Here is a 19,793-nt window from a genome sequence, read left to right as displayed (position 1 = left end):
TCCGTCGCCCCTCTCTCGACCCCTGTCCCCACGGCCGCCTTCGGGCGGCTTTTTGTTCTCTAGCGAAGGTGAATGCCCCCATGGATACTGAACGCGATACCGACCAGCTCGCCGCGAGCTTCGACATCGTCGCCCGGCAGGATGCCGCCGACGAGGCGATCGGCCTGCTGCGCAGCGATGTGGACGAGGTGAAGGCGCGGATCGAGCGCATCGGCCGCGCCGCCGCCCGCCCTGCCCTCTCCACCGGCGAGCCCTCGCCCGAAGTGAAGGGCTTCGTCGACCTCTACCTGCGGCAGGGCCGCGAGGCGGAGGTTAAGTCGATCAGCGGGGCGCAGCCGCAGGACGGCGGCTATGCCGTGCCGCGCGAAATCGACGCGCTGATCGCCAGCCAGCTGAAGGAGGTGAGCCCGATCCGGCAGATCGCCCAGGTGGTGCAGACGGGGACGGCGGGCTATCGCAAGCTCGTGTCCACCGGCGGCACGGCCAGCGGCTGGGTGAGCGAGACGGCGCCCCGGCCCGAAACGGACACGCCCGAATTCGCCGAGATCGCCCCGCCCACGGGCGAGCTCTATGCCAATCCGGCGGCGAGCCAGGCGATGCTGGACGATGCGGCTTTCGATCTGGAAGGCTGGCTGGCGGCGGAGATCGCGGCCGAATTCGCCCGGGCCGAAGGCGCCGCCTTCGTGTCCGGCACCGGCGCCAACCGCCCGCGCGGCTTCCTCGCCGCCCCCGTATCCCACGCCGGGGATGCGGTGCGGCCCTTCGGCACGCTGCAATATCTCGGCTCCGGCGAGGCGACGGGCTTCGACGAAGAGCCGGAAGGCCGGCTGATCGACCTCGTCCATGCGCTGAAGGCCGGCTATCGCCAGGGGGCGTGCTGGGTGATGAATTCCGCCACGCTGGCCGAAGTGCGCAAGATGAAGACCAGCGACGGCGCCTTCCTGTGGCAGCCCGGCCTGGCGGAAGGCCAGCCGGACCGGCTGCTGGGTTATCCGGTGACCGAAGCGGAGGACATGCCCGATATTGCCGCAGGCCAGTGCCCGATCGCCTTCGGCAATTTCCGCGCCGGCTATCTGATCGCCGAACGCAGCGCGACCACGATCCTGCGCGATCCCTTCACCAACAAGCCCTTCGTCCACTTCTACGCCACCAAGCGGGTGGGCGGGCAGGTGCTCGACAGCGCGGCGATCAAGCTGCTGCGCATCGAGGCCTGATCGCCGCACCACCCCGCGTGCCCGCGCCGCTGCCCCGTCCCCCCTCCGGGGCGCGGCGCGGGTGCGCCCCTTTCCCCTTGCTACGGAGGCCGCGATGAAGCGGGCAATCCTGGAGCCCCCCGCGCTGGCCGGCGTGGCGCTCGACGAGCTGAAGGCGTGGCTCGCCATTACCACCGCGCATGAAGATGCGGCGCTGGCCGCGCTGCTCGCCACCACGCTGGAGGTGTGCGAGGCCTATACCGGCGCCATGCCGCTGCAGGCGCGCTGCGAGGAGCTGATCCCCGCCGCCGCCCGCTGGCAGCGCCTGCGCACCCGCCCGGTGCAGGCGATCGAGGCGGTGGAGGCCTGCGCCGCCGACGGCACGCGCACGCCCCTGCCGCCTGCGGATTACGAGATCGACCTCGATGCCGAAGGCGGTGGGCTGGTGCGCCTGCTGCGCGCCCCTACCGCCCCGCTGCTGGCGGTGCGCTTCACCGCCGGGCTGGCCGCCGGCTGGACTGCCCTGCCGGAGGGGTTGCGCCACGGCATGCTACGGCTGGCCGCGCATCTCTTCGCCGCGCGGGAGAGCGACGATCCGGCAGCCCTGCCGCCCACCACCGTGGCGGCGCTGTGGCGGCCCTGGCGCGCGCTGCGTCTGGCATGACGATCACCGCCCGCCCGCCCGATCGGGCAGGCTTCGCCGCCCGGATCGCCGCCCGCGCCCGCACTCTGGCCGCAGCGCATGCCGAAGCCGCGCTGCGCGCCCGCCGCGCCGATCCCGCCCGCTGGCGCATGGCCCGCCTGCTGTGGCCGCTGCCCGCAAGGAGCCCCCGCGATGGAAACTGACCTGCGCACCGCGCTGATCGAATGGCTGCGCGCCGACCCCGCCCTCTCCGCCCGCGTGAATACGGTAGAAGAGGAGGCACCCCTGCGCGCCGCCGCGCCCTGGCTGGGCATCGCCGCCAGCGCGAGCACCGACTGGGGCACCAAGGACCGCTGCGGGCGCGAAGTGCGTCTGGCGCTGGAACTGCACTGCCGGGGCGACGACCCCGCCGCCTGTGCCGAGGCCGTGCACGCCATCGAGATGCGGATCGAGGCCATGCCGCCAATCCAGCCCGGCTTCGCCATCGCCAGCTGCACCTTCCTGCGCGGCCGGGCCGAACGGCGGCCGGGCAATATCCGCGCGGTGCTGATCGAATATCGCTTCCGCCTGCTTTCCCACCCCTGATCCCCCCTTGATACTGTGGAGATGATCCGATGACCGCGCAGAAGGGCTCTGCCTTCCTCCTCAAGATCGGCGATGGCGGCGCACCGCCCGTCTATCGCACCGTGGCCGGGCTGCGGACCACGCAGATGTCCATCAATGGCGATCCGGTGGTCGTCACCCACAAGCAATCGGGCGGCTGGCGCGAACTGCTTTCGGGCGCCGGCACGCGCTCCGTCTCGGTCAGCGCGGCGGGCATCTTTCTGGGCAGCGAGGCCGAGGGCGCACTGCGCGGCCATGCGCTGGCCGGCACGCTGGACGATTACGAACTGTCCTTCGAGGATGGCGAGAAGCTGCGCGGCCGCTTTCTGGTGCAGCGACTGGACTATGCCGGCGATTTCAACGGCGAGCGCAATTATACGCTGCAGCTGGAAAGCTCCGGCGCGGTGGCCCCGGCATGAGCGGGGCGAACCCCCTGCGGGGCGAAGCGGCGATCATGCTCGCCGGAACCGAACGCCTGCTGCGCCCCAGCTTCACTGCCCTGGTCGCGGCGGAGGAAGAGCTGGGGCCGCTGTTCGCGCTGGTGGAGCGCGCCGGGGCGGGGCAGCTGCGGCTGGCCGGTATCGTGCCGCGCACGCTGGGCTGGCGGGTGGCGGATTTCTGGGCCGCCACCCCGGCGGAAATCGCCGCCGTGCTGGCCCCGCCGGCTTCCCCAGCCGACCCGCTGACCCGCGGCGAGATGCACCGCCTGATGGAGCGCGAAAGCGATGGATGACGAGATCGAGACCCTGCTGGTGGACGTGCGCGCCACCACCGATGGCTTCCGCGCCGACATGGAAACCATGCGCGGCGCGCTGGACAGCACGCTGGTGGATGGCTTCGCCCGTGCGGGCAATGTGCTGGAATCCGGGCTGCTTTCCGCCATCCGGCGCGGCGGGCTGGGCTTTGACGAGCTGAAGCGCACCGCCATCCAGACCATGGACCAGATCGCGGCAGAGGCGCTGAAGGCCGGGCTGGGCGGGCTGTTCTCACCCACCGGCGGCGGCGGCGCGGGCGCGGTGCTGAGCGGTGCGCTGGGCGCGCTGCTGGGGCTGCCGGGCCGTGCCACGGGCGGGCCGGTATCACCCGGGAGCGCCTATGTGGTGGGCGAGCGGGGGCCGGAACTGTTCGTGCCCACCTCCGCCGGCCGGGTGGAGGCGCCAGCGGCGCGTGGGCGCGACGTGCAGGTTTCCATCCGCCTCGCCGCGCCGAAAGGCACCGCCGCCCCGGCGGCCCTGCAGCGCAGCGCCCGGCAGGTGGCGAGTTCCGTCCGCCGCGCGCTGCGCGATTTCTAGGGAGCAGCACCATGGCATTCTGGCTGGCGCAGAGGCGCGACGGACAGCAGACCGATTTCATCCAACGGTTCGATCCCCGTTTCTGGACGGTGGATTTCCCCCGCCCGGAAATGGCCAGCGTCGTCACCACGGGCGCGGATTCGCTGCGCGTGGAGGTGGAGTTCCACCGGCAGGGCGCGCTCGCCGGGCTGATCTGGGACAGCGCGGACCGGTGGAGCCACCCGCTGCTCGCCTATGACACCGATCGCGATTACGCGCGGACGACGCTGCGCTTCCGCTGGCGGTGCGCCGGCGTGCTGCCGCTCGATGCCGTGAACGGGCCGACGCTGACGGTGGAAGGCCGCGATGCCGCGGGGCAGCCGCGCGCCTGGTATGTCCGCCTGTGGAACTACGCGACGGGCAGCCCCGAGGATGCAAGGATCGCGCTGCCCTTCTCCGCCCTCGCCGACGGCTGGGAGGGAGACGGCGATCCGGTCCACCCGGCGGATATCGACCGCATGTTCATCTCGCTCACGCCGCCGGGCCATGTGCGCGGCAGCACGGCCCTGCTGGCCGCGCGCGTCAACGGCTGGGTGGAACTGAGCGAAATCGCCTGCGAGGGCGACCGGCCGCTGCTGACCATCGGCGATGCGCTCCTGCCGCCGCACGATGTGGGCATGGCGACCGCCTATGACGATTGTTACAATCAGACACCCGCCCGCCTGCTGCGCACACTGCGCTGGCTCGGCTATCGCGGCAGCATCCTGCACTATGTGGGCATGAGCCATTTCTTCCGCCTCGCCCCACAAGGCGCGGCGCTGCTGGCGGAAGGCGCGGGCACGCTGTGCCGCCCGGCCGAGGAATGGCACCGCAGCTTCTTCACCGCCGCGCGGGATGCCGGGATGGAGGTGATCTGCTCGCTCTCCTACGAACTGTTCGCCGAGCATTGCCCCGAGGACTGGCAGCAGCGCACGCATGACGGGGAAGCCGCGCGCACCGGCTGGGATCCGCCCTCCGCCCTGCTCTCGCCCGCCAATGCCGGCGCCATGGCATGGCTGCAGGCGGTGGCGCGGCGGTTCACCGCCCTGCTGCGCGAGGCGGGCCTGCCGGTGCACTTCCAGATTGGCGAGCCGTGGTGGTGGGTGACGGGCGACGGCCGGATCTGCCTGTATGACGCGGCGGCGCGCGCCGCGCTGGGCCCCGATGCGCCGGCCATCACCGATATGCGCGGGCTGCTGGATAGTGCGCAGATCGCGCTGCTCGACCGCGCGGGCGACTGTCTGGCTCAATCCACCGCCGCACTGGCCGCCGCCGTGCGCGCCGAAGCGGGTGGCCCCGCCCGGCTGCACCTGCTGACCTTCACGCCCACCATTCTGGCGGCGGACATGCCCGAACTCCACCGCGCCAACCTGCCGCCCGGCTGGGCCTGGCCGGCCTTCGACCGGCTGCAGCTGGAGGATTACGACTGGCTCACGGCGGGCGCGGAGGCGGCGCGGCGCGCAGCCTATCGCTTCGTGCAGGATCGGCTTTCCTATCCGCTGGAGGCGCAGGATTACCTCGCCGGCTTCGTGCTGAATGCCGCCGATGCGGATCCGTTCTGGCGGCGGATCGACGCGGGGCTGGAGGAAGCGGCGGCGCGCGGCGTCGGCCGCCTGTTCCTCTGGGCGCTGCCGCAGGTCTGCCGCGACGGATACACCCGCCTCGCCCCCACGCAGGATGATGAGACCATGCAAGCCTTCGACGATGTGCCCTACCCGCTCGCGCTGGGCCGCGAGACCGGGGTGAGCCCGGAATTTTCCACCACGATCGCCGTCACGGCATCCGGGCACGAACGGCGCAACAGCCTGTGGGCCGATGCGCGGCTGCGCTTCGATGTCGGCCCCGGCATCCGCTCCGAAGAGGAACTGGCGGTGCTGATCGCCTTCTTCCGCGCCCGGCGGGGGGCGGCACGCGGCTTCCGCCTGTCCGATCCGTTCGACTTCAGCTCCAACGGCATGATCGGCGCGTCCACCATGCTGGACCAGCGCATCGGCACGGGCGACGGGCTGACCGCCAGTTTCCGGCTGGTGAAGCTCTATGGCGAAGGGGAGGAGGCGCAGCAGCGGATCATCACGCGCCCCCGGCCGGGCACGATCCGCATCGCCGTGGGCGGCCAGCCGGCGCTCGCCTGGACGCTGCATGACGGCGGCTGGATCACCTTCTCCGCCGCGCCCCCCGCCGGGGCAGCGATCACCGCCGGCTTTCTGTTCGACGTGCCCGTGCGGTTCGAGGAGGACCGGCTGGACATCACCGCCGCCGCCTTCGCCGCGGGCGAGGCGCCGTCTGTCCCCCTGATCGAATTGCGCGAGGCGGTATGAGCCGGACCTTTTTCGCCACGGAACTGGAGACCGTCACCACCTGGTGGCGCGTGATGCGGCGCGACGGGGTGACGCTCGGCTTCACCGCCCATGACCGCGACCTGTGGTTCGACGGCGTGCTGCACCGTGCCGCGCCGGGCATGCTGCCTTCGGCGATCCGCCTGACCGCCGGACTGGAGCTGGACAGCGCGGAGGTGAGCGGGGCGCTGACGCATGAGTCCATCTCCGCCCCCGATCTCGCGGCCGGTCGCTTCGACGGGGCCGGCGTGGAGATCGGGCTGGTGGACTGGGAGAGCCTCGAGCGCGCCGCGCTCTATCGCGGCACGGTGGGCGAGGTGACCGAGGACGCAGGGCGCTTCGATGCCGAGCTGCGCTCCGCCAAGGCGGAGCTGGAACGGGATGTGGTGCCACGCACCTCGCCCACCTGCCGAGCGGAGTTCTGCGGCCCCGGCTGCCATCTCAGCGTCGCGCGCTTCACGCATGAGGCTACGCTCGCGGAAATGGACGCCGAGAGCGGCGAGCTGTGCTTTGCCGGCATCGGCGCCGGGGCCACCGCGGCGTTCGACGGCGGAACCCTCCGCTGGCTGGATGGGCCGCTGCCGGGGCTGACGCTGGACATTGCCGGAGCGGCGGGGGACCGGCTCGGGGTCGAGGGCGGGGCGGATGCGATCATTCCTGCGGGCACGCGCGCCCTGCTGCGCGAAGGCTGCGACCACACCTTCGCCACCTGCCGCAGCCGTTTTGCCAATTCGGTGAATTTTCAGGGCGAGCCCTTCCTGCCCGGCAATGATCTGCTGGCCCGCTATCCCACGGCCGGCGCATGAGCGCGCCGGGGCTGGCGCTGGCCGACGCGGCGGCGCAGTTGATCGGTGCCCCCTTCCGCCTCCATGGCCGCCATCCGGAGACGGGGCTCGACTGCATCGGTGTGGTGGACACCGCGCTGCGCCACATCGGCCGCACTCCCCCGCCCACGCCCGATTATCGGCTGCGCAGGCTCGGCATAGCGGACTTCCTCCCGCTCGCACCGGCGGTCGGGCTGGTGGAGAGCGCGGGGCCGCCGCAGCCCGGCGACGTCCTTCTCGCACGACCCGGCCCGGCGCAATTCCATCTGCTGATCGCCGGCCGCGAAGGCGGCTTCATTCATGCGCATGCCGGGCTCCGCCGCGTGGTGGCGAGCCCCGCGCCGCTTGCCCGGCCGCTGCTGCGGCTCTGGCGCCTCTCTTCCGAGGATTAACCACAATGGCAACTTTGGCACTTACCGCCCTCGGCACGGTTCTGGGCGGGCCGCTCGGCGGCGCGATCGGCTCGCTGATCGGCAATCAGATCGATCACGCGGTGATCGGTTCGGGGCAGCGCGAAGGCCCGCGGCTCAAGGAACTGGCCGTCACCACCTCCAGCTATGGCAGCCCGATTCCCCGCATCTTCGGCACCATGCGCACGCCGGGGACGATCATCTGGGCGACCGATCTGGTGGAAAGCCGCGAGAAGAGCGGCGGGGGGAAGGGGCAGCCCACCGTCACCACCTATTCCTATTCCGTATCCTTCGCCGTGGCGCTGGCGGCGCGGCCGATCCTTCGGCTGGGGCGCATCTGGGCCGACGGCAATTTGCTGCGCGGCGCGGCGGGCGACCTCAAGGTCGGGGGAGGGCTGCGGGTCCACGCCGGCCATGGCGATCAGGCGCCCGACCCGCTCATCGCCTCCGCCATCGGCAGCGGCTGCCCCGCCTTTCGCGGCACGGCCTATTGCGTGTTCGAATCGCTGCAGCTCGCCGGCTTCGGCAACCGCATCCCGGCGCTGACTTTCGAGGTGGTCGCCGACGAGGGCGAGACCACGCTGGTGGATATGCTGGCCGCCCTGCCGCAGCCGCCCAAGGCGGATCGACCGCTAAGCGGCCTTGCCGGTTTCTGCGACGAAGGCGGGCCGCTCTCCGGCATGCTGGCGACATTGGACCAACTCTATCCGCTGACCTGCGGCATCAGTGGGGGTTCGCTTGCCATCGGTGCGGGCGATACGGTGCCTGCCGCGCCGCCGCCGCTGCTGCCCGCCGCCGTCACCGATCCTGGCGGCGAGAGCTTCGGCGCCGCTTCGGGCCAGCTGCTGCGGCGCGCGGGGGAGCGGACCGCGCCTGCGGCGCTACGCTATTACGACATTGCGCGCGATTATCAGGCGGGGCTCCAGCGGGCGGAAGGACGTACGCTTCCCGGCCGCTCCGGCCTCATCGAATTTCCCGGCGCGCTGGCCGCCGCCGATGCCCGCCGCCTCGCCAATGCGGCCGCCGAGCGGGCCCGGCGCAGTGTGGAGACGCTGTCCTGGCGGATGGCGGAGATTGATCCCGCCCTCCGGCCCGGGGCCGTCGTGCGCGTGCCCGGCCGCGCGGGGCACTGGCGCATCGAAAGCTGGGAATGGCGCAGCGGCTTCATCGAACTGGCGCTGCTGCGCCTGCCGCGGGGGCCGGCCCGCGCCAGCCCGGCAGACCCGGGGCAGAACCTCTCGCCACCCGATCTGCTCGCCACGCCCACCGCGCTCCAGGCGTTCGAGCTCCCGTGGGACGGGCAGGGGAACGGGCAGGCTCGCCCGATCCACGCTGCCCTCTCCTCCAGCTCCGTCGGATGGGCCGGGGCGGCGCTCTATGAGCGGAGCGGGGCGGACCTGGTGCCGGTCGGCGTCAGCGGACCGGCGCGAAGCCTTGTCGGCACGCTGGTCACGCCGCTGGCGGGCTCCGCCGCAATGATGCTCGACCGCGCGGCACGCTGCGAAGTGCAATTGCTCTCCGGCGATTTCGTACTGGCGAGTGCCTCGCCGGAGATGCTGGCCAATGGCGCCAACCGTGCCCTGATCGGCGGCGAGGTGCTGCAATTCGCCTCCGCCCTACCGCTGGGCGGCGGGCGCTGGGAACTGCGCGGCCTCCTGCGCGGGCGGGGCGGGACGGAAGCGCAGGCCGCGGCCGGCCATGCGCCGGGCGCGGCCTTCATCCTGCTGGACGGCGCCCCGGTGGTAATCGACCCGGCCATGCTTAGCACCTCCAGCCAACCCGTGCTGGCGGCGATCGGCCTGGCCGACGCCGAGCCGGTGCTGTCCGAAACCGTCAACGCAGGCCTCTTCCTCCGTCCGCTCACCCCGGTGCATCCCTCGCTCCGCCGAACCGAGAACGGCCATGTCACGCTGCGCTGGACCCGCCGCGCGCGCGGGGCGTGGGGCTGGAACGACGGGGTGGACGTGCCGCTGGGCGAAGAGGCGGAGCGTTATCTGGTGGGCCTCGGCGACACCGGCGCGCCCGTGCTCCGCTGGGAAATCGGCGAACCAGTGCTGGAGTTCACGCCGGAGGCCTGGGCCGAACTCGCCGCCAGCCATGCCGGGCACAGCCTGTGGGTACGGCAGATCGGCAGCTTCGCGGTCTCCGATCCCTTGCAGCTCACCGTGGTCACCTGAACCGCAACTTCCGGAGGAATCCATGTCCGATCCCGTCACCTTTACGTCGGCCAGCGCGCGCTATGGCCTGCCCTTCCTGTTCGCCGGCCAGTCGCAGAAGGAATTCACTGTCAACGAGGCTCACGCCCTGGCCGACATGCTGCTGCACCCGGTGGTAGAGGGGGAGGCGGATGATCCGCCGGAGTCCCCGGCCGAGGGCGAATGCTGGCTAATCGGCGCCGCACCGAGTGGGAGCTGGACCGACCATGCTGGGGAATTGGCCTGCCATCAGGCGGGCAATTGGATCTTCGCCACCCCGCGCGAGGGGCTGCGTGTGCACGATCGCGGCGCCGGGCGGGACATGCGCTATCTGGCGGGCTGGCAGGCCGCGGCCGCGGTGCCGGCGCCCGTTGGCGGCCTGATCGTGGACTCACAGGCGCGCATCGCGATCGGCCAATTGATCGACGCGCTGGTGACGAGCGGCATATTGCCGGCGGGACCGGCGTAAGCCGGCGATGCCGGCTCAGGCTTGCGCCTCCTCCGCCCGGAGATGCCGCGTGGCCTCGCTTCGCGGCCCGTGGCGCATCGCCACCCACAGCATCAGGAGGCCGAAGGGGACCGCGACCAGCGTGGCGATCACCCCCGTCGCAAGGCTGCCCGTGGCCTCCGAAACGAAACCGGCGGTGAAGGGGCCGAAAGCGAGCCCCACCAGCGTGCTGCCGAGGAAGAAAATCGCCGTGGCCGTGCCGCGCATATGCGGGAGGACGAGTGCCTGGCTGGCCGCCGCCGAGGCGCCCAGCGTGGCCGAAGTGACCATCTGCAGCAGGAAGGCGCATGTCAGGAAAGTGGTGGCATCGGCGGTGGTATAGCCGAGCAGGACCAGCGGGACGATCAGCACGAACGCCGCCGCCACCACCACCAGCCTGCCGCTGGCCATCCGCAGGCTCAGCCAGTCCGCCAGCCAGCCGCCGCCGATCACGCCGAGGAAACCGCCCACTGCAGCCGGTGCGCCCAGCAGCCAGCCGAGTGCCCCCTTGTCGATGGCGAACACCCGCTCCGCATAGGGGGCCGCCCAATAGGTGACGGTGTAGCCCACGAAGGATTCCGCGCCATAGACAAGGACGATCGCCACGAAGGCCGGCGTACCCCAGGTCAGCCGATAGGTCGCCGGATCCTCCTCCTTCAGGCCCATCGACCAGCTGAACACGGCGTAGGCGCCGACCGCGACGAACCAGAATTGCGCCGCATTACCCGTGGCATGCCCCGCCAGCCATGCGGCGATCGCCAGCAGGCCAGCGACGGTCAGGTTCGGCAGCAGAGCGCGCTTGCCCCTGCGCGCCGCAGCGATGAAGGTCAGCGGCGGCAGAATGCCGAGCACTTGCCGGCCGAAGGCGCCCCATCCGCCGGGCCGCTGCGTCGCCACCTCTCCCTCCTGCGCGCCACGCTCCGGCTCGCGCAGCGACAGCACCCAGATTGCCAGGGGCAGGCCGGGCAATCCCACCGCAAGGAAGGCAGCCTGCCAGCCGGCGAGGCCGAGCGGCGCGCCGGCAGGCCAAGCCGCATTCCAGCTTTCGACGATGGCCCCGCCCAGCACCAGCGACAGGCCGCTACCCAGGAACAGGCCGGCGGAATAGATCGCCAGCGCGGTCGCCCGGCGGCGCGGCGGGAACCAGTCCCCGATCAGCGAATAGGCGCAGGGGCTCGCGGTCGCTTCCCCCACCCCCACGCCGATGCGCGCCAGCGCCAGCGTGGCGCCATTGCGCGCGAAGCCGGACAGCATGGTCATGCAGGACCACAGCGCGAGACCGATTGCGAGCAGCCGCGTGCGGCTCCACCCATCGGCCAGCCGACCCAGCGGAATGCCGAACAGCGCATAGAAGATCGCGAAGGCCGTGCCGTAGAGGAAGCCGAGCTGCGCATCGTCGAGCCCGAGATCGGCCTTGATGTCGTTGGCGAGGATCGAAAGGATCTGCCGGTCGACGAAATTGACCAGATAGACCAGGCTCAGCACCCCCAGCGCGTACCAGCTGTAGGCCGGAACGGGGCGATCCTGCCCGGGCTCGGCCATGTCAGTCGACCGGGTCCGCGGCGTAGCGCGTGCGATCTTCCACCCCGGCTTCCGCCATGCCCTTGCGGCGCAGGCGGCAGCTGTCGCACAGGCCGCAGGCGAGCCCTTCCGGCGTCGGATCATAGCAGGACCAGCTCATCGCCGGATCGAGGCCGAGCCGTGCGGCTTCCTGGGCGATGCGCGCCTTGCCCCAATATTGCAGCGGCGTGTGGATGGTGAAGCCGCCCCCTTCCGCACCGTCTCGCGTCGCGAGGCGGGCGGTTTCAGTGAAGCTGGCGATGAATTCCGGGCGACAATCGGGATAGCCCGAATAATCCAGCGCATTCACCCCGATGAAGATATCGCGCGCCCCGATCGCCTCCGCCCAGCCGAGCGTGAGCGAAAGGAAAATGAGGTTGCGCGCCGGCACATAGGTGACCGGGATTTCCTCCCCCACGCCGTCCTTCGGCACGTCGATATCGTCGGTCAGCGCCGAACCGCCGAACTGCCGCAGGTCGAGCGGCAGGACGACGTGGCGCGCCGCGCCGAGGTGGGCGGCGATATCCTTCGCGGCGGAAAGTTCCCGCCGGTGTCGCTGGTTGTAATCGATGGTAAGCGCGTTGACGGCAAAGCCGCTTTCGCGCGCAAGCGCCCCGGCAACCATGGAGTCGAGCCCGCCCGACAGCAGGACCACGGCCTTGGGCGCGGCATCATCAGCAGTGTTGGCCATCTGCGGCAGCTAGGCGGCGCGGCCCGTTGCGGCAAGCCCCTGCGCCGGAGCCTGTGCGATCAGCACGCGCCGGTGTGGCGCGCTTCGCCGCCGAAGGAGAAGGGCACGCCATTGGCGATGCCCTGCGTCTGGATCTGCACCAGCGCCGGCCCTTCGCGGCGGATGGAGGTGCGGCCGTAGCCATTGCCGCGGCAGGTGTATTGCACCACCACTTCGCGCGGCTCGTCCTTCACCACGAACTGGCTGCAGCCCGGCTGCTGGTGGCGCAGCTGGATGAACTCGCGCCCATCGCGCACGCAGATGCGCCGCTCCGAACCGTCGTCACGGATGCGCAGCAGCCAGCCGCCCTTCTTCAGCGTGTTGAACATGCCGATCTCCGGCGCCTGCGCGGCCACGGGCGCCGTCGCCATGGCCAGCCCGGCCAGCACAATGCCCGCCCGCAAAGCAACGGTCGAACACGACAAGGTCTGCATTCAATACTCCTCACTTCACGCAGCGCGCTGGATAGCACATCCGCTACTACGACAAAATGCCCCGTGTATGCGACGAAGCGTTCAGTCCTGGATTGGGAACTCGCGTGAACAAAAGGCGCAGTCGACCAGAATGATCCCGTTCTCGTCCTGCATGTCGCGGCGATCCTCCTTCGGGAAGCGGGCGAGCACTTCCTCGAAATGCACCACCGAGCAGCGGCAGCCGCGCGTAAGCGGCATGGTTTCCGAGATGCGGACCTCGCGCTCCTCGTGGAACAGGCGCCAGAGGATTTCTTCCGGCGTCAGTTCCGGATCGACGAGTTCCTCGGCGCGGAGCGAGCCGGCAAGGATGCTCACATGCTCCCACTCGGGATGGTCCATGCGCACATGGAGCCGCTCGCGCCCTTCCTCGCCATCGGCCAGATGCTGCACCAGCAGGCCGCCGGCCACGCTGCCGTTGGGCCCTGCCTGCACGGCGGCGCGGATGCGCGTGGGCACCTGCTCGCTGCGCGCAAAATATTCCTCCATCGCAGCGGACAGCGATTCGCCCTCCAGCGGCACCACGCCCTGATAGCGCTCGCCCGTTTCCGGCAGGTCGAAGGTGATCGCCAGATGGCCTGCGCCGAACAGCGATTGCAGATCGGTAGCGGCGCCAAGCTCGTCGAAGCGCTCGGGATCGTGCTTGAGATAGCCGCGCAGCTCCCCTTCGCGATAGTCGCACACCAGCAGCTCCACCACGCCGCCCTGCGCCTGCGCCTGGATCGTCAGCTGGCTGCCTTCGCGCTTGAGCAATCCGCCCATCAGCGCGCACAGCACCAGCGCCTCCGCCAGCAGCTGCTTGAGCACCGGCGGATATTCATGCGCGGCCAGAATCTCGTCGAGCACCGGGCCCAGCCGCACAAAGCGGCCGCGCACGTTGCGATCGGGGATGGTAAAGCCCAGGACACGGTCAAGGCCGCCCTGGATCGGCTCCATGTGTTCGGTCATGCCCGGAATATGGGAAGCGAAGGCGCCGAAATTAAGCCCGGCGCCTCATCGCAGCAGGCCAAAGCACCACAGCAGCACCGATTTCTGCGCGTGAATGCGGTTTTCCGCTTCATCAAACACACGCGATTGCGGCCCTTCGAACACCTCTTCGGTCACTTCCTCACCGACATGAGCGGGCAGGCAGTGAAGGAAGATGGCGTCCGGCTTCGCGCGCGCCATCAGCGCCGTGTCCACGCGGTAGGGCGCCATCGCCACGAGCTTTTCCTGCGCATGCGCCTGGCCCATGGAAATCCAGGTGTCGGTGACGACCACATCCGCGCCGGCCGCCGCTTCGGCCGCATCCTCGGTCAGCAGCACCCCGGCGCCGCCGCGCCGCGCCAGCTCCACGAACTCCGCCTGCGGATGATAGCCGGCGGGCGTGGCTACGCGGACATTGAACTTCATCAGCCCGGCAGCTTCGAGGATGGAATGCAGCACATTGTTGCCGTCTCCCAGCCAGGCGAGCTCCAGCCCGGGCAGCGCCTTGCCCTGTTCCACAATGGTGAGGAGATCGGCCACGATCTGGCACGGGTGAGAAAGATCGGTCAGCCCATTGATCACCGGCACGGTGGCGTGACGGGCCATTTCCTCGATCTTGGCATGATCGTCGGTCCGGATCATGATCGCATCGCACATGCGGCTGAGCACGCGGGCGGTATCGGCAATGCTCTCGCCCCGGCCCAGCTGAGTGGTGCCCGAATCGAGGATCAGCGCCGTCCCGCCCAGCTGGCGAATCGCCATGTCGAAGCTCACGCGGGTGCGCGTGGAGCTCTTCTCGAAGATCATGGCCAGCACCCGGCCCGCCAGCGGTGCATCCGCATCCGCCCGGCCCTTGGGCCAGCCAGACCGTGCCGCCTTGCGATCCTGCGCATCGTTGATCATCGCGGCGATCGCATCGCCGCCGGCATCGCCCAGATCGACGAAATGCCGCGTGCCCATCACGCAGCCTCCTGCGGCTGATAGTCGGCAGCGCCGGCAGACAGCTTTTCGAAGAACTCGTCGATCTCGGCATCGCCGATCACCAGCGGCGGCAGGATGCGCAAAGTCTGGTCGCCGGCTGCCACGGTCAGCAGCTGGTGCCGGTCACGCAGGTGCTGCATGAACGGCCGCGGCTCCACCTTCATCCGCAGCCCCAGCATCAGGCCCTTGCCGCGCACGGTCTCGAACAGCTCCGGATAATTGCCGATGAACTGTTCCATCCGGGTGCGGATCCGCTCGCCCTTGTCGCGCACGCTCTCGAGGAAGCCTTCGCCCAGCACCACGTCCAGCACCGCTTCGCCCGCGGCCATCGCCAGCGGATTGCCGCCATAGGTGGAGCCATGGGTGCCGAAGGTCATCCCCCGCGCCGCCCTTTCGGTGGCGAGGCAGGCGCCCAGCGGGAAGCCGCCGCCGATGCCCTTGGCGATCGCCATGATGTCGGGCTCGATGCCGTATTGTTCATAGGCGAAGAAGGTGCCGGTGCGCGCGACGCCGGTCTGCACCTCGTCCAGCACCAGCATCAGATCGTGCTCGTCCGCCAGTTCGCGCAGGCCCTTGATGAAGGCCTCGGTGCCGACGCGCACCCCGCCCTCGCCCTGGATCGGCTCCACCAGGAAGCCGGCGGTGTGCGGCCCGATCGCCGCCTTCACGCCGTCCAGATCGCCGAACTCCACATAGCGGAAGCCGGGCAGCAGCGGGGCGAAGCCCTTGTGCATCTTCTCCTGGTTGGAGGCGCTGATCGTGCCCATCGTGCGCCCGTGGAAGGCGTTGTTGAAGGTGATCAGCTCGAAGCGATCCTCGTTCCCCTGATACTGGTGATAGGCGCGCGCCGTCTTGATCGCCGCCTCCACCGCTTCCGCCCCGGAGTTGGTGAAAAACACCGTGTCGGCAAAGGTGTTGTCCACCAGCCGCTGCGCCAGCCGCTCTCCCTGCGGGCTGCCATAGAGGTTGCTGACATGCATCAGCGTTTCGGCCTGGCGCTGGATCGCGCCGATCAGGCCGGGGTGCGAATGACCCAGCAGGTTCACCGCGATTCCCGCAGCGAAATCAAGATAGCGCGTGCCGTCTTCCGACACGAGATGGCAGTGGTCCCCCCGCACCGGGCGGACATCGCACCGGGGGTAGACGGGCATTAGCGGCGTGATCGACATTCTTCGGACTTCCTCGTTGGCGCCCGCCATATGGGCCAGACGCACAAAGACAAATGGCGGCCCATCAGGACCGCCGGCTGCATCCGTTCATGTGGTTTGCGTCTATGGGTTTGGCGACGCGCGGTCAAACCGCCGCTGCGTCGCCCATCAACCCGGCCGATTTGGGGGTCGGCCCGCCCGCGTGTCAGCCCTGAACGGGCACAAGGTTGACCGCGGAGAACTTCCCTCGTCGGTCGACCTCGAGATCGAATTCGAATCGATCACCTTCATTGATGCCCGGCAGACCGGACCGCTCCACCGCGCTGATGTGGACGAAGGCATCTTCCTTGCCATCGTCCCGCGTGATGAAGCCGAAGCCCTTCATGGCGTTGAAGAACTTCACTGTGCCGGAAGCCTTCTCGCCGGTCAGCTGCCGCTGGGGGCCACCCGCACCGCCGGCGGCGCCGGGGGCAGGCCGCGCCTGACCCTGCTGCTCCACCGGAATCACGTCGCCCACAACCTGCAGGTCGGCGGCGGAAATCTTGCCGCCCCGGTCCACCAGATTGAACTGCAGCTCCTGGCCCTCGGCCAGCCCTTCCAGGCCGGCGCGTTCGACCTGGCTGATGTGAACGAACACATCATCGCCGCCCTCATCCCGCTGGATGAAGCCGAAGCCCTTCTGCGAGTTGAAGAATTTCACCTTGCCCTGGCCAGTACCGACCACCTGCGCGGGCATGCCGCCGCCGCGCGGAGCACCGCCGCCGCCACCGCCGCGGGGACCGCCGCCGAAGCCGCCCCGCGGACCGCCGCCGAAACCACCACCGCCGCCGCGATTATCGCCACCGCCGAAACGGTCACCGCCGCCACCGCGCCAGTCGTCCCCGCCGAACCTGGCCGGACCCGAATCCATGAAGGGATCGAATCCCTCTTCACCGAAACTGTCCCGCTTGTCGCGTCCCCGGCCGCGACGACCTCTATCGTAACCCATGAACCGAACGTACCTTCACTTCGTAATTGGCCTAGCTCTCATCCGGCCGCGACAACGCCTCCGGATCGAAGCGATGGTAAATCCCCTCACTTCAATGGCACTATATAACCCATCTTCGTGCATGAGGCGAACAATTTAAGATCGCGTTCACGAAGCCGCGTGAAGTGTCCGACAGTCTGCGCAGACCTATTGCCTCGCCGCGACGCTTGGGCGAGAAGGCGCGGCGATGGACATACTTGCTCTACTGACCGACCCTGCGGCCTGGGCCGCGTTGCTGACACTCATCGTGCTCGAGGTCGTCCTTGGCATCGACAACCTCGTGTTCATCGCGATCTTGTCCAACAAGCTGCCGCCCGAACAGCAGTCGAAGGCGCGCCGCATCGGGCTGTTGCTTGCGCTCGGCATGCGCATCTGCCTGCTGCTGCTGATCGGCTGGCTGGTCACTTTGCAGACCCCCCTGTTCGACCTCGGCCTGCGCGGTGCGACCGGCCCCCATGGTGCGCCGACCTTCGAGACCGCGTTTTCCGGGCGTGACCTGATCCTGCTCGCCGGCGGGCTGTTCCTGCTGTGGAAGGCGACCAAGGAAATCCATCACAACATGGATTCGCATGGCGATTCGGGCGAGATGCTGGACCGCAAGGCGGGGCCGGTGCAGCTCACCTTCAGTGCGGCGATCGCCCAGATCATCGCGCTCGATCTGGTCTTCTCGATCGATTCGATCCTGACCGCCGTGGGCATGACGGACGAAGTGCCGATCATGGTGACCGCCGTCATCATCACCGTCACCATCATGCTGTTCGCCGCCGATCCGCTGGCGCGCTTCATCGAACACAATCCCACGCTGGTCATGCTGGCACTCGCCTTCCTGGTGATGATCGGGCTGGTGCTGATCGCCGATGGCTTCGGCTTCCATGTGCCCAAGGGCTATATCTATGCGGCCATGGGCTTCTCCGTCGGGGTGGAAGTGCTCAACATGGTCAAGCGCAACCGGCGTGAAAGGCGCGCCACACCCCCGGCGGAGGAACTGGCATGAGCGATTTCCGCCAGTTGTCGCCGGCGGTCTCGGCGAGCCCGCAGATCACGGTTGCGGACGTGGGGGAGGCCGCGGCGCGCGGCTTTGCCATGATCGTCAACAATCGGCCCGAAGGCGAAGCGCCGGACCAGACGCCGGCGGCAGAGATCGCCGCCGCGGCGGAGGCCGCCGGGCTGGCCTATCGCGAAATTCCCATCAGCCACGCCGGCTTCAGCGAAGCGCAGGTGGTGGCCATGGCGGAGGCGCTGGAGGAGGCGGCGGGGCCGGTGCTCGCCTATTGTCGCTCCGGCACAAGGTCCACGCTGCTGTGGGCCCTGGCGGAGGCACGCGCGGGCACCGATCCCGAGGGGCTGGCTGCCAGCGCGGCACACGCAGGCTATGACCTCGGCCCGATCCGACCCACGCTCGACGCCTTTGCCGCCGCCGCGCGCGGCTGAGCCGGGCACCGCCCCAACCCTACTCTGCTGACGGCAAGAAAAGGGGCCGGAGGATTGCTCCTCCGGCCCCTTTTGTTGGCTGACGCCGTGATCGCTTAGTTGCCGGAGCCCGGCCCGTAAGTGATTTCGACGCGGCGGTTCTGCAGCTCGCGCACACCGTCGGCGGTGGGAACGCGCGGGTTGGCTTCGCCGAAGGCCTCGCTGGTGATCGAACCAGCGGGGATGCCCTTGCCGGTCAGATAGCTCTGCACGCTGGTGTTGCGGCGTGCGGCCAGGCCGAGGTTGTACTGCGTGGTGCCCGAACGGTCGGTGTAACCCGCCAGCATGATCGGCACGTTGCTGCAGTTGCCATAGGCCGTCACGGCGCTGTCGAGGATGGTCGCAGCCTCGGGCGTGATGTCCGACTTATCCCAGTCGAAGAACACGATGTAGGGGCCCTTGTTGCAGACCACCTGCGGCGGCGGAGGCGGCGGGGGCGGAGGCGGCGGGGGAGGCGGCGGCGGGGGAGGCGGCGGCGGCGGGGGAGGCGGCGGCGGAGCCGACGCACCGCCGAAGTTGGCGATCAGGCTCACCAGCGCCGAATGCGTCGCCGCTCCGAAGCGGTTCTCGCGCCCGGCCAGATCGCGGATCTCGACATCCTTGGTGTTGAGATAGCGATACTTGAGGCCCAGCTCGAACGTGTCGTTCAGCGGCACGCGGGCCTGGGCCAGCGCCTGCCATGCCCAGTCATGATCGCGGTTGGTCATGTAGTCCGCGCCGTTCACCGAATAGCCGGTGTCGATCCACGCATGGCCCGCACCGACGCCCACGGAAAAGCCGGGGCCGCCCTGGCCGCCGAGGTCGAGCAGCACGTTCGCCATGGCGGTGACCACCTGCTGCGTGCCGTCGAGCGGCGCAAGAGTGCCGGTGACTAGACCGCCGGCCCCATCGGGCACGCCGGCCGAAGTGGTGATGGAATCGGCGCCGAATTCCTTGAAGGTCATCTCGCCTTCGGCGCGCACCGGCCCGAAGTCATAACCGACGATGCCGCCGAGATCCCAGCCGCGATGGTTGTCGATCGTGGCGCCATCCGGCGTGGTGCCCACATCGATGTCGGTGTTCTCTGCCCACAGCGCACCCACGTCGATTTCGACGTAGCCGGCGCCGTCACGGGCCATGGCGGGCGAAGCAGAGGCCACGGCAATAGCCGCAGCGCCAAGCGCAATCTTTCTCATAACAACTCCCCTCCAACCTGCTGCAGGGCAGCAAGTCGTTGCTTTTCTGCGCACGATGGGCCGGCGGAAGCCGACGCACCAGCGCGGCCCCGGCGTTAAGGCCGCGAGCCGCATCCATGCAAGCATTTGCGCCGGATCGGGTTCCGCTGCGCAGGCAGTTTCAGGGTTAACGCGGGCGTTTTGGGGCGCGATTGTCCCGGGTTTGTTGCGTACTTGCAACATTCTGTGGCCGCGCCGCACGGCCGCCCTCAGCCCTTACGGGGGC

22 protein-coding genes are annotated in these 19,793 nt (G+C 69.5%); 14 read left to right on the top strand and 8 right to left on the bottom strand.

Annotation, left to right across the window (positions count from 1 at the left end; translation table 11 throughout):
- The first annotated feature begins 80 nt into the window (after window positions 1–80).
- The 12 genes from AEB_RS03645 (at window position 81) to AEB_RS03590 (ending at window position 9,983) form a co-directional block, all read left to right on the top strand.
- Window positions 81–1,214, top strand: coding sequence for a phage major capsid protein (locus AEB_RS03645; RefSeq protein WP_119081979.1), 1,134 nt, complete (start codon window positions 81–83; stop codon window positions 1,212–1,214).
- 94 nt (window positions 1,215–1,308) lie between these two features.
- Window positions 1,309–1,857: a head-tail connector protein gene (locus AEB_RS03640; protein WP_119081978.1), complete on the top strand. Its 549-nt coding sequence runs from the start codon at window positions 1,309–1,311 to the stop codon at window positions 1,855–1,857.
- Window positions 1,854–2,039, top strand: a complete 186-nt coding sequence (locus AEB_RS03635; protein ID WP_119081977.1) for a hypothetical protein — start codon at window positions 1,854–1,856, stop codon at window positions 2,037–2,039. The genes AEB_RS03640 and AEB_RS03635 overlap by 4 nt, the downstream gene beginning before the upstream one ends.
- A complete protein-coding gene (locus AEB_RS03630) occupies window positions 2,029–2,421 on the top strand; it encodes a DUF3168 domain-containing protein (protein ID WP_119081976.1) in 393 nt (130 codons plus the stop codon). The genes AEB_RS03635 and AEB_RS03630 overlap by 11 nt, the downstream gene beginning before the upstream one ends.
- Before the next feature lie 29 nt (window positions 2,422–2,450).
- Window positions 2,451–2,858, top strand: a complete 408-nt coding sequence (locus tag AEB_RS03625) for a phage tail tube protein (RefSeq protein WP_119081975.1) — start codon at window positions 2,451–2,453, stop codon at window positions 2,856–2,858.
- Window positions 2,855–3,172 carry a phage tail assembly chaperone gene (locus AEB_RS03620; protein ID WP_172592990.1) on the top strand — a complete coding sequence of 106 codons (318 nt, stop codon included), beginning with the start codon at window positions 2,855–2,857 and terminating at the stop codon, window positions 3,170–3,172. Before AEB_RS03625 ends, AEB_RS03620 begins: the two co-directional genes overlap by 4 nt.
- Entirely contained in the window at window positions 3,165–3,731 is a 567-nt protein-coding gene (locus AEB_RS03615) for a tail tape measure protein (RefSeq protein WP_119081974.1), read from the top strand. The genes AEB_RS03620 and AEB_RS03615 overlap by 8 nt, the downstream gene beginning before the upstream one ends.
- Before the next feature lie 11 nt (window positions 3,732–3,742).
- The gene (locus AEB_RS03610) at window positions 3,743–6,067 is read left to right on the top strand and encodes a DUF2460 domain-containing protein (RefSeq protein ID WP_119081973.1); all 2,325 of its coding nucleotides are present in this window, start codon (window positions 3,743–3,745) and stop codon (window positions 6,065–6,067) included.
- Entirely contained in the window at window positions 6,064–6,891 is an 828-nt protein-coding gene (locus tag AEB_RS03605) for a DUF2163 domain-containing protein (RefSeq protein WP_119081972.1), read from the top strand. Before AEB_RS03610 ends, AEB_RS03605 begins: the two co-directional genes overlap by 4 nt.
- Window positions 6,888–7,301, top strand: a complete 414-nt coding sequence (locus AEB_RS03600; RefSeq protein WP_119081971.1) for a hypothetical protein — start codon at window positions 6,888–6,890, stop codon at window positions 7,299–7,301. The genes AEB_RS03605 and AEB_RS03600 overlap by 4 nt, the downstream gene beginning before the upstream one ends.
- Window positions 7,302–7,306: 5 nt before the next feature.
- The gene (locus tag AEB_RS03595; RefSeq protein WP_119081970.1) at window positions 7,307–9,496 is read left to right on the top strand and encodes a GTA baseplate fiber-binding domain-containing protein; all 2,190 of its coding nucleotides are present in this window, start codon (window positions 7,307–7,309) and stop codon (window positions 9,494–9,496) included.
- Between the two features lie 22 nt (window positions 9,497–9,518).
- Complete coding sequence (locus tag AEB_RS03590; RefSeq protein WP_119081969.1) at window positions 9,519–9,983, top strand: DUF2793 domain-containing protein; 465 nt, start codon at window positions 9,519–9,521, stop codon at window positions 9,981–9,983.
- A gap of 15 nt (window positions 9,984–9,998) precedes the next feature.
- Here the strand turns inward: AEB_RS03590 and AEB_RS03585 are convergent, their stop codons facing one another.
- From AEB_RS03585 to AEB_RS18505, 7 genes are all read right to left on the bottom strand, one after another.
- Window positions 9,999–11,543 carry a spinster family MFS transporter gene (locus AEB_RS03585; protein ID WP_119081968.1) on the bottom strand — a complete coding sequence of 515 codons (1,545 nt, stop codon included), beginning with the start codon at window positions 11,541–11,543 and terminating at the stop codon, window positions 9,999–10,001.
- A 1-nt stretch (window position 11,544) separates the two neighbouring features.
- Entirely contained in the window at window positions 11,545–12,252 is a 708-nt protein-coding gene (queC, locus tag AEB_RS03580; protein ID WP_119081967.1) for a 7-cyano-7-deazaguanine synthase QueC, read from the bottom strand.
- Between the two features lie 59 nt (window positions 12,253–12,311).
- Entirely contained in the window at window positions 12,312–12,725 is a 414-nt protein-coding gene (locus AEB_RS03575) for a hypothetical protein (RefSeq protein WP_231958887.1), read from the bottom strand.
- Window positions 12,726–12,806: 81 nt separating this feature from the next.
- On the bottom strand, window positions 12,807–13,709 hold the full coding sequence (hslO, locus tag AEB_RS03570; RefSeq protein WP_119081966.1) for an Hsp33 family molecular chaperone HslO: 903 nt from the start codon (window positions 13,707–13,709) through the stop codon (window positions 12,807–12,809).
- Between the two features lie 45 nt (window positions 13,710–13,754).
- Window positions 13,755–14,687 carry an ornithine carbamoyltransferase gene (gene argF / locus AEB_RS03565; protein ID WP_119081965.1) on the bottom strand — a complete coding sequence of 311 codons (933 nt, stop codon included), beginning with the start codon at window positions 14,685–14,687 and terminating at the stop codon, window positions 13,755–13,757.
- Complete coding sequence (locus AEB_RS03560; protein WP_119081964.1) at window positions 14,687–15,877, bottom strand: aspartate aminotransferase family protein; 1,191 nt, start codon at window positions 15,875–15,877, stop codon at window positions 14,687–14,689. Before AEB_RS03560 ends, argF begins: the two co-directional genes overlap by 1 nt.
- A 184-nt stretch (window positions 15,878–16,061) precedes the next feature.
- The gene (locus AEB_RS18505) at window positions 16,062–16,844 is read right to left on the bottom strand and encodes a cold-shock protein (protein WP_119081963.1); all 783 of its coding nucleotides are present in this window, start codon (window positions 16,842–16,844) and stop codon (window positions 16,062–16,064) included.
- 226 nt (window positions 16,845–17,070) lie between these two features.
- On the opposite strand from AEB_RS18505, the gene AEB_RS03550 reads away from it, so the two are divergent.
- Both AEB_RS03550 and AEB_RS03545 read left to right on the top strand, forming a co-directional pair.
- Window positions 17,071–17,877 carry a TerC family protein gene (locus AEB_RS03550; RefSeq protein ID WP_119081962.1) on the top strand — a complete coding sequence of 269 codons (807 nt, stop codon included), beginning with the start codon at window positions 17,071–17,073 and terminating at the stop codon, window positions 17,875–17,877.
- Window positions 17,874–18,314, top strand: coding sequence for a TIGR01244 family sulfur transferase (locus AEB_RS03545; protein ID WP_119081961.1), 441 nt, complete (start codon window positions 17,874–17,876; stop codon window positions 18,312–18,314). Before AEB_RS03550 ends, AEB_RS03545 begins: the two co-directional genes overlap by 4 nt.
- 95 nt (window positions 18,315–18,409) lie before the next feature.
- Here AEB_RS03545 and AEB_RS03540 read toward each other — a convergent pair whose 3' ends face one another.
- Window positions 18,410–19,528, bottom strand: coding sequence for an OmpA family protein (locus tag AEB_RS03540; protein WP_119081960.1), 1,119 nt, complete (start codon window positions 19,526–19,528; stop codon window positions 18,410–18,412).
- Between the last annotated feature and the right edge of the window lie 265 nt (window positions 19,529–19,793).

It is taken from the genome of Altererythrobacter sp. B11 (assembly GCF_003569745.1).
Classification (GTDB): Bacteria; Pseudomonadota; Alphaproteobacteria; order Sphingomonadales; family Sphingomonadaceae; genus Croceibacterium_C.
This window is presented reverse-complemented; position numbering and strand designations above follow the sequence as displayed.

Excerpts from the sequence above, each read along its gene's own strand:
- AEB_RS03575 (WP_231958887.1), bottom strand. The coding sequence starts at position 12,725 with ATGCAGACCTTGTCGTGTTCGACCGTTGCTTTGCGGGCGGGCATTGTG.
- AEB_RS03540 (WP_119081960.1), bottom strand. The coding sequence starts at position 19,528 with ATGAGAAAGATTGCGCTTGGCGCTGCGGCTATTGCCGTGGCCTCTGCT.
- AEB_RS03640 (WP_119081978.1), top strand. The coding sequence starts at position 1,309 with ATGAAGCGGGCAATCCTGGAGCCCCCCGCGCTGGCCGGCGTGGCGCTC.
- AEB_RS03625 (WP_119081975.1), top strand. The coding sequence starts at position 2,451 with ATGACCGCGCAGAAGGGCTCTGCCTTCCTCCTCAAGATCGGCGATGGC.
- AEB_RS03595 (WP_119081970.1), top strand. The coding sequence starts at position 7,307 with ATGGCAACTTTGGCACTTACCGCCCTCGGCACGGTTCTGGGCGGGCCG.
- queC (WP_119081967.1), bottom strand. The coding sequence starts at position 12,252 with ATGGCCAACACTGCTGATGATGCCGCGCCCAAGGCCGTGGTCCTGCTG.
- AEB_RS18505 (WP_119081963.1), bottom strand. The coding sequence starts at position 16,844 with ATGGGTTACGATAGAGGTCGTCGCGGCCGGGGACGCGACAAGCGGGAC.
- AEB_RS03630 (WP_119081976.1), top strand. The coding sequence starts at position 2,029 with ATGGAAACTGACCTGCGCACCGCGCTGATCGAATGGCTGCGCGCCGAC.
- AEB_RS03545 (WP_119081961.1), top strand. The coding sequence starts at position 17,874 with ATGAGCGATTTCCGCCAGTTGTCGCCGGCGGTCTCGGCGAGCCCGCAG.
- AEB_RS03645 (WP_119081979.1), top strand. The coding sequence starts at position 81 with ATGGATACTGAACGCGATACCGACCAGCTCGCCGCGAGCTTCGACATC.
- AEB_RS03590 (WP_119081969.1), top strand. The coding sequence starts at position 9,519 with ATGTCCGATCCCGTCACCTTTACGTCGGCCAGCGCGCGCTATGGCCTG.
- AEB_RS03560 (WP_119081964.1), bottom strand. The coding sequence starts at position 15,877 with ATGTCGATCACGCCGCTAATGCCCGTCTACCCCCGGTGCGATGTCCGC.
- AEB_RS03585 (WP_119081968.1), bottom strand. The coding sequence starts at position 11,543 with ATGGCCGAGCCCGGGCAGGATCGCCCCGTTCCGGCCTACAGCTGGTAC.
- AEB_RS03620 (WP_172592990.1), top strand. The coding sequence starts at position 2,855 with ATGAGCGGGGCGAACCCCCTGCGGGGCGAAGCGGCGATCATGCTCGCC.
- AEB_RS03615 (WP_119081974.1), top strand. The coding sequence starts at position 3,165 with ATGGATGACGAGATCGAGACCCTGCTGGTGGACGTGCGCGCCACCACC.
- AEB_RS03605 (WP_119081972.1), top strand. The coding sequence starts at position 6,064 with ATGAGCCGGACCTTTTTCGCCACGGAACTGGAGACCGTCACCACCTGG.
- AEB_RS03600 (WP_119081971.1), top strand. The coding sequence starts at position 6,888 with ATGAGCGCGCCGGGGCTGGCGCTGGCCGACGCGGCGGCGCAGTTGATC.
- argF (WP_119081965.1), bottom strand. The coding sequence starts at position 14,687 with ATGGGCACGCGGCATTTCGTCGATCTGGGCGATGCCGGCGGCGATGCG.
- AEB_RS03635 (WP_119081977.1), top strand. The coding sequence starts at position 1,854 with ATGACGATCACCGCCCGCCCGCCCGATCGGGCAGGCTTCGCCGCCCGG.
- AEB_RS03610 (WP_119081973.1), top strand. The coding sequence starts at position 3,743 with ATGGCATTCTGGCTGGCGCAGAGGCGCGACGGACAGCAGACCGATTTC.
- hslO (WP_119081966.1), bottom strand. The coding sequence starts at position 13,709 with ATGACCGAACACATGGAGCCGATCCAGGGCGGCCTTGACCGTGTCCTG.
- AEB_RS03550 (WP_119081962.1), top strand. The coding sequence starts at position 17,071 with ATGGACATACTTGCTCTACTGACCGACCCTGCGGCCTGGGCCGCGTTG.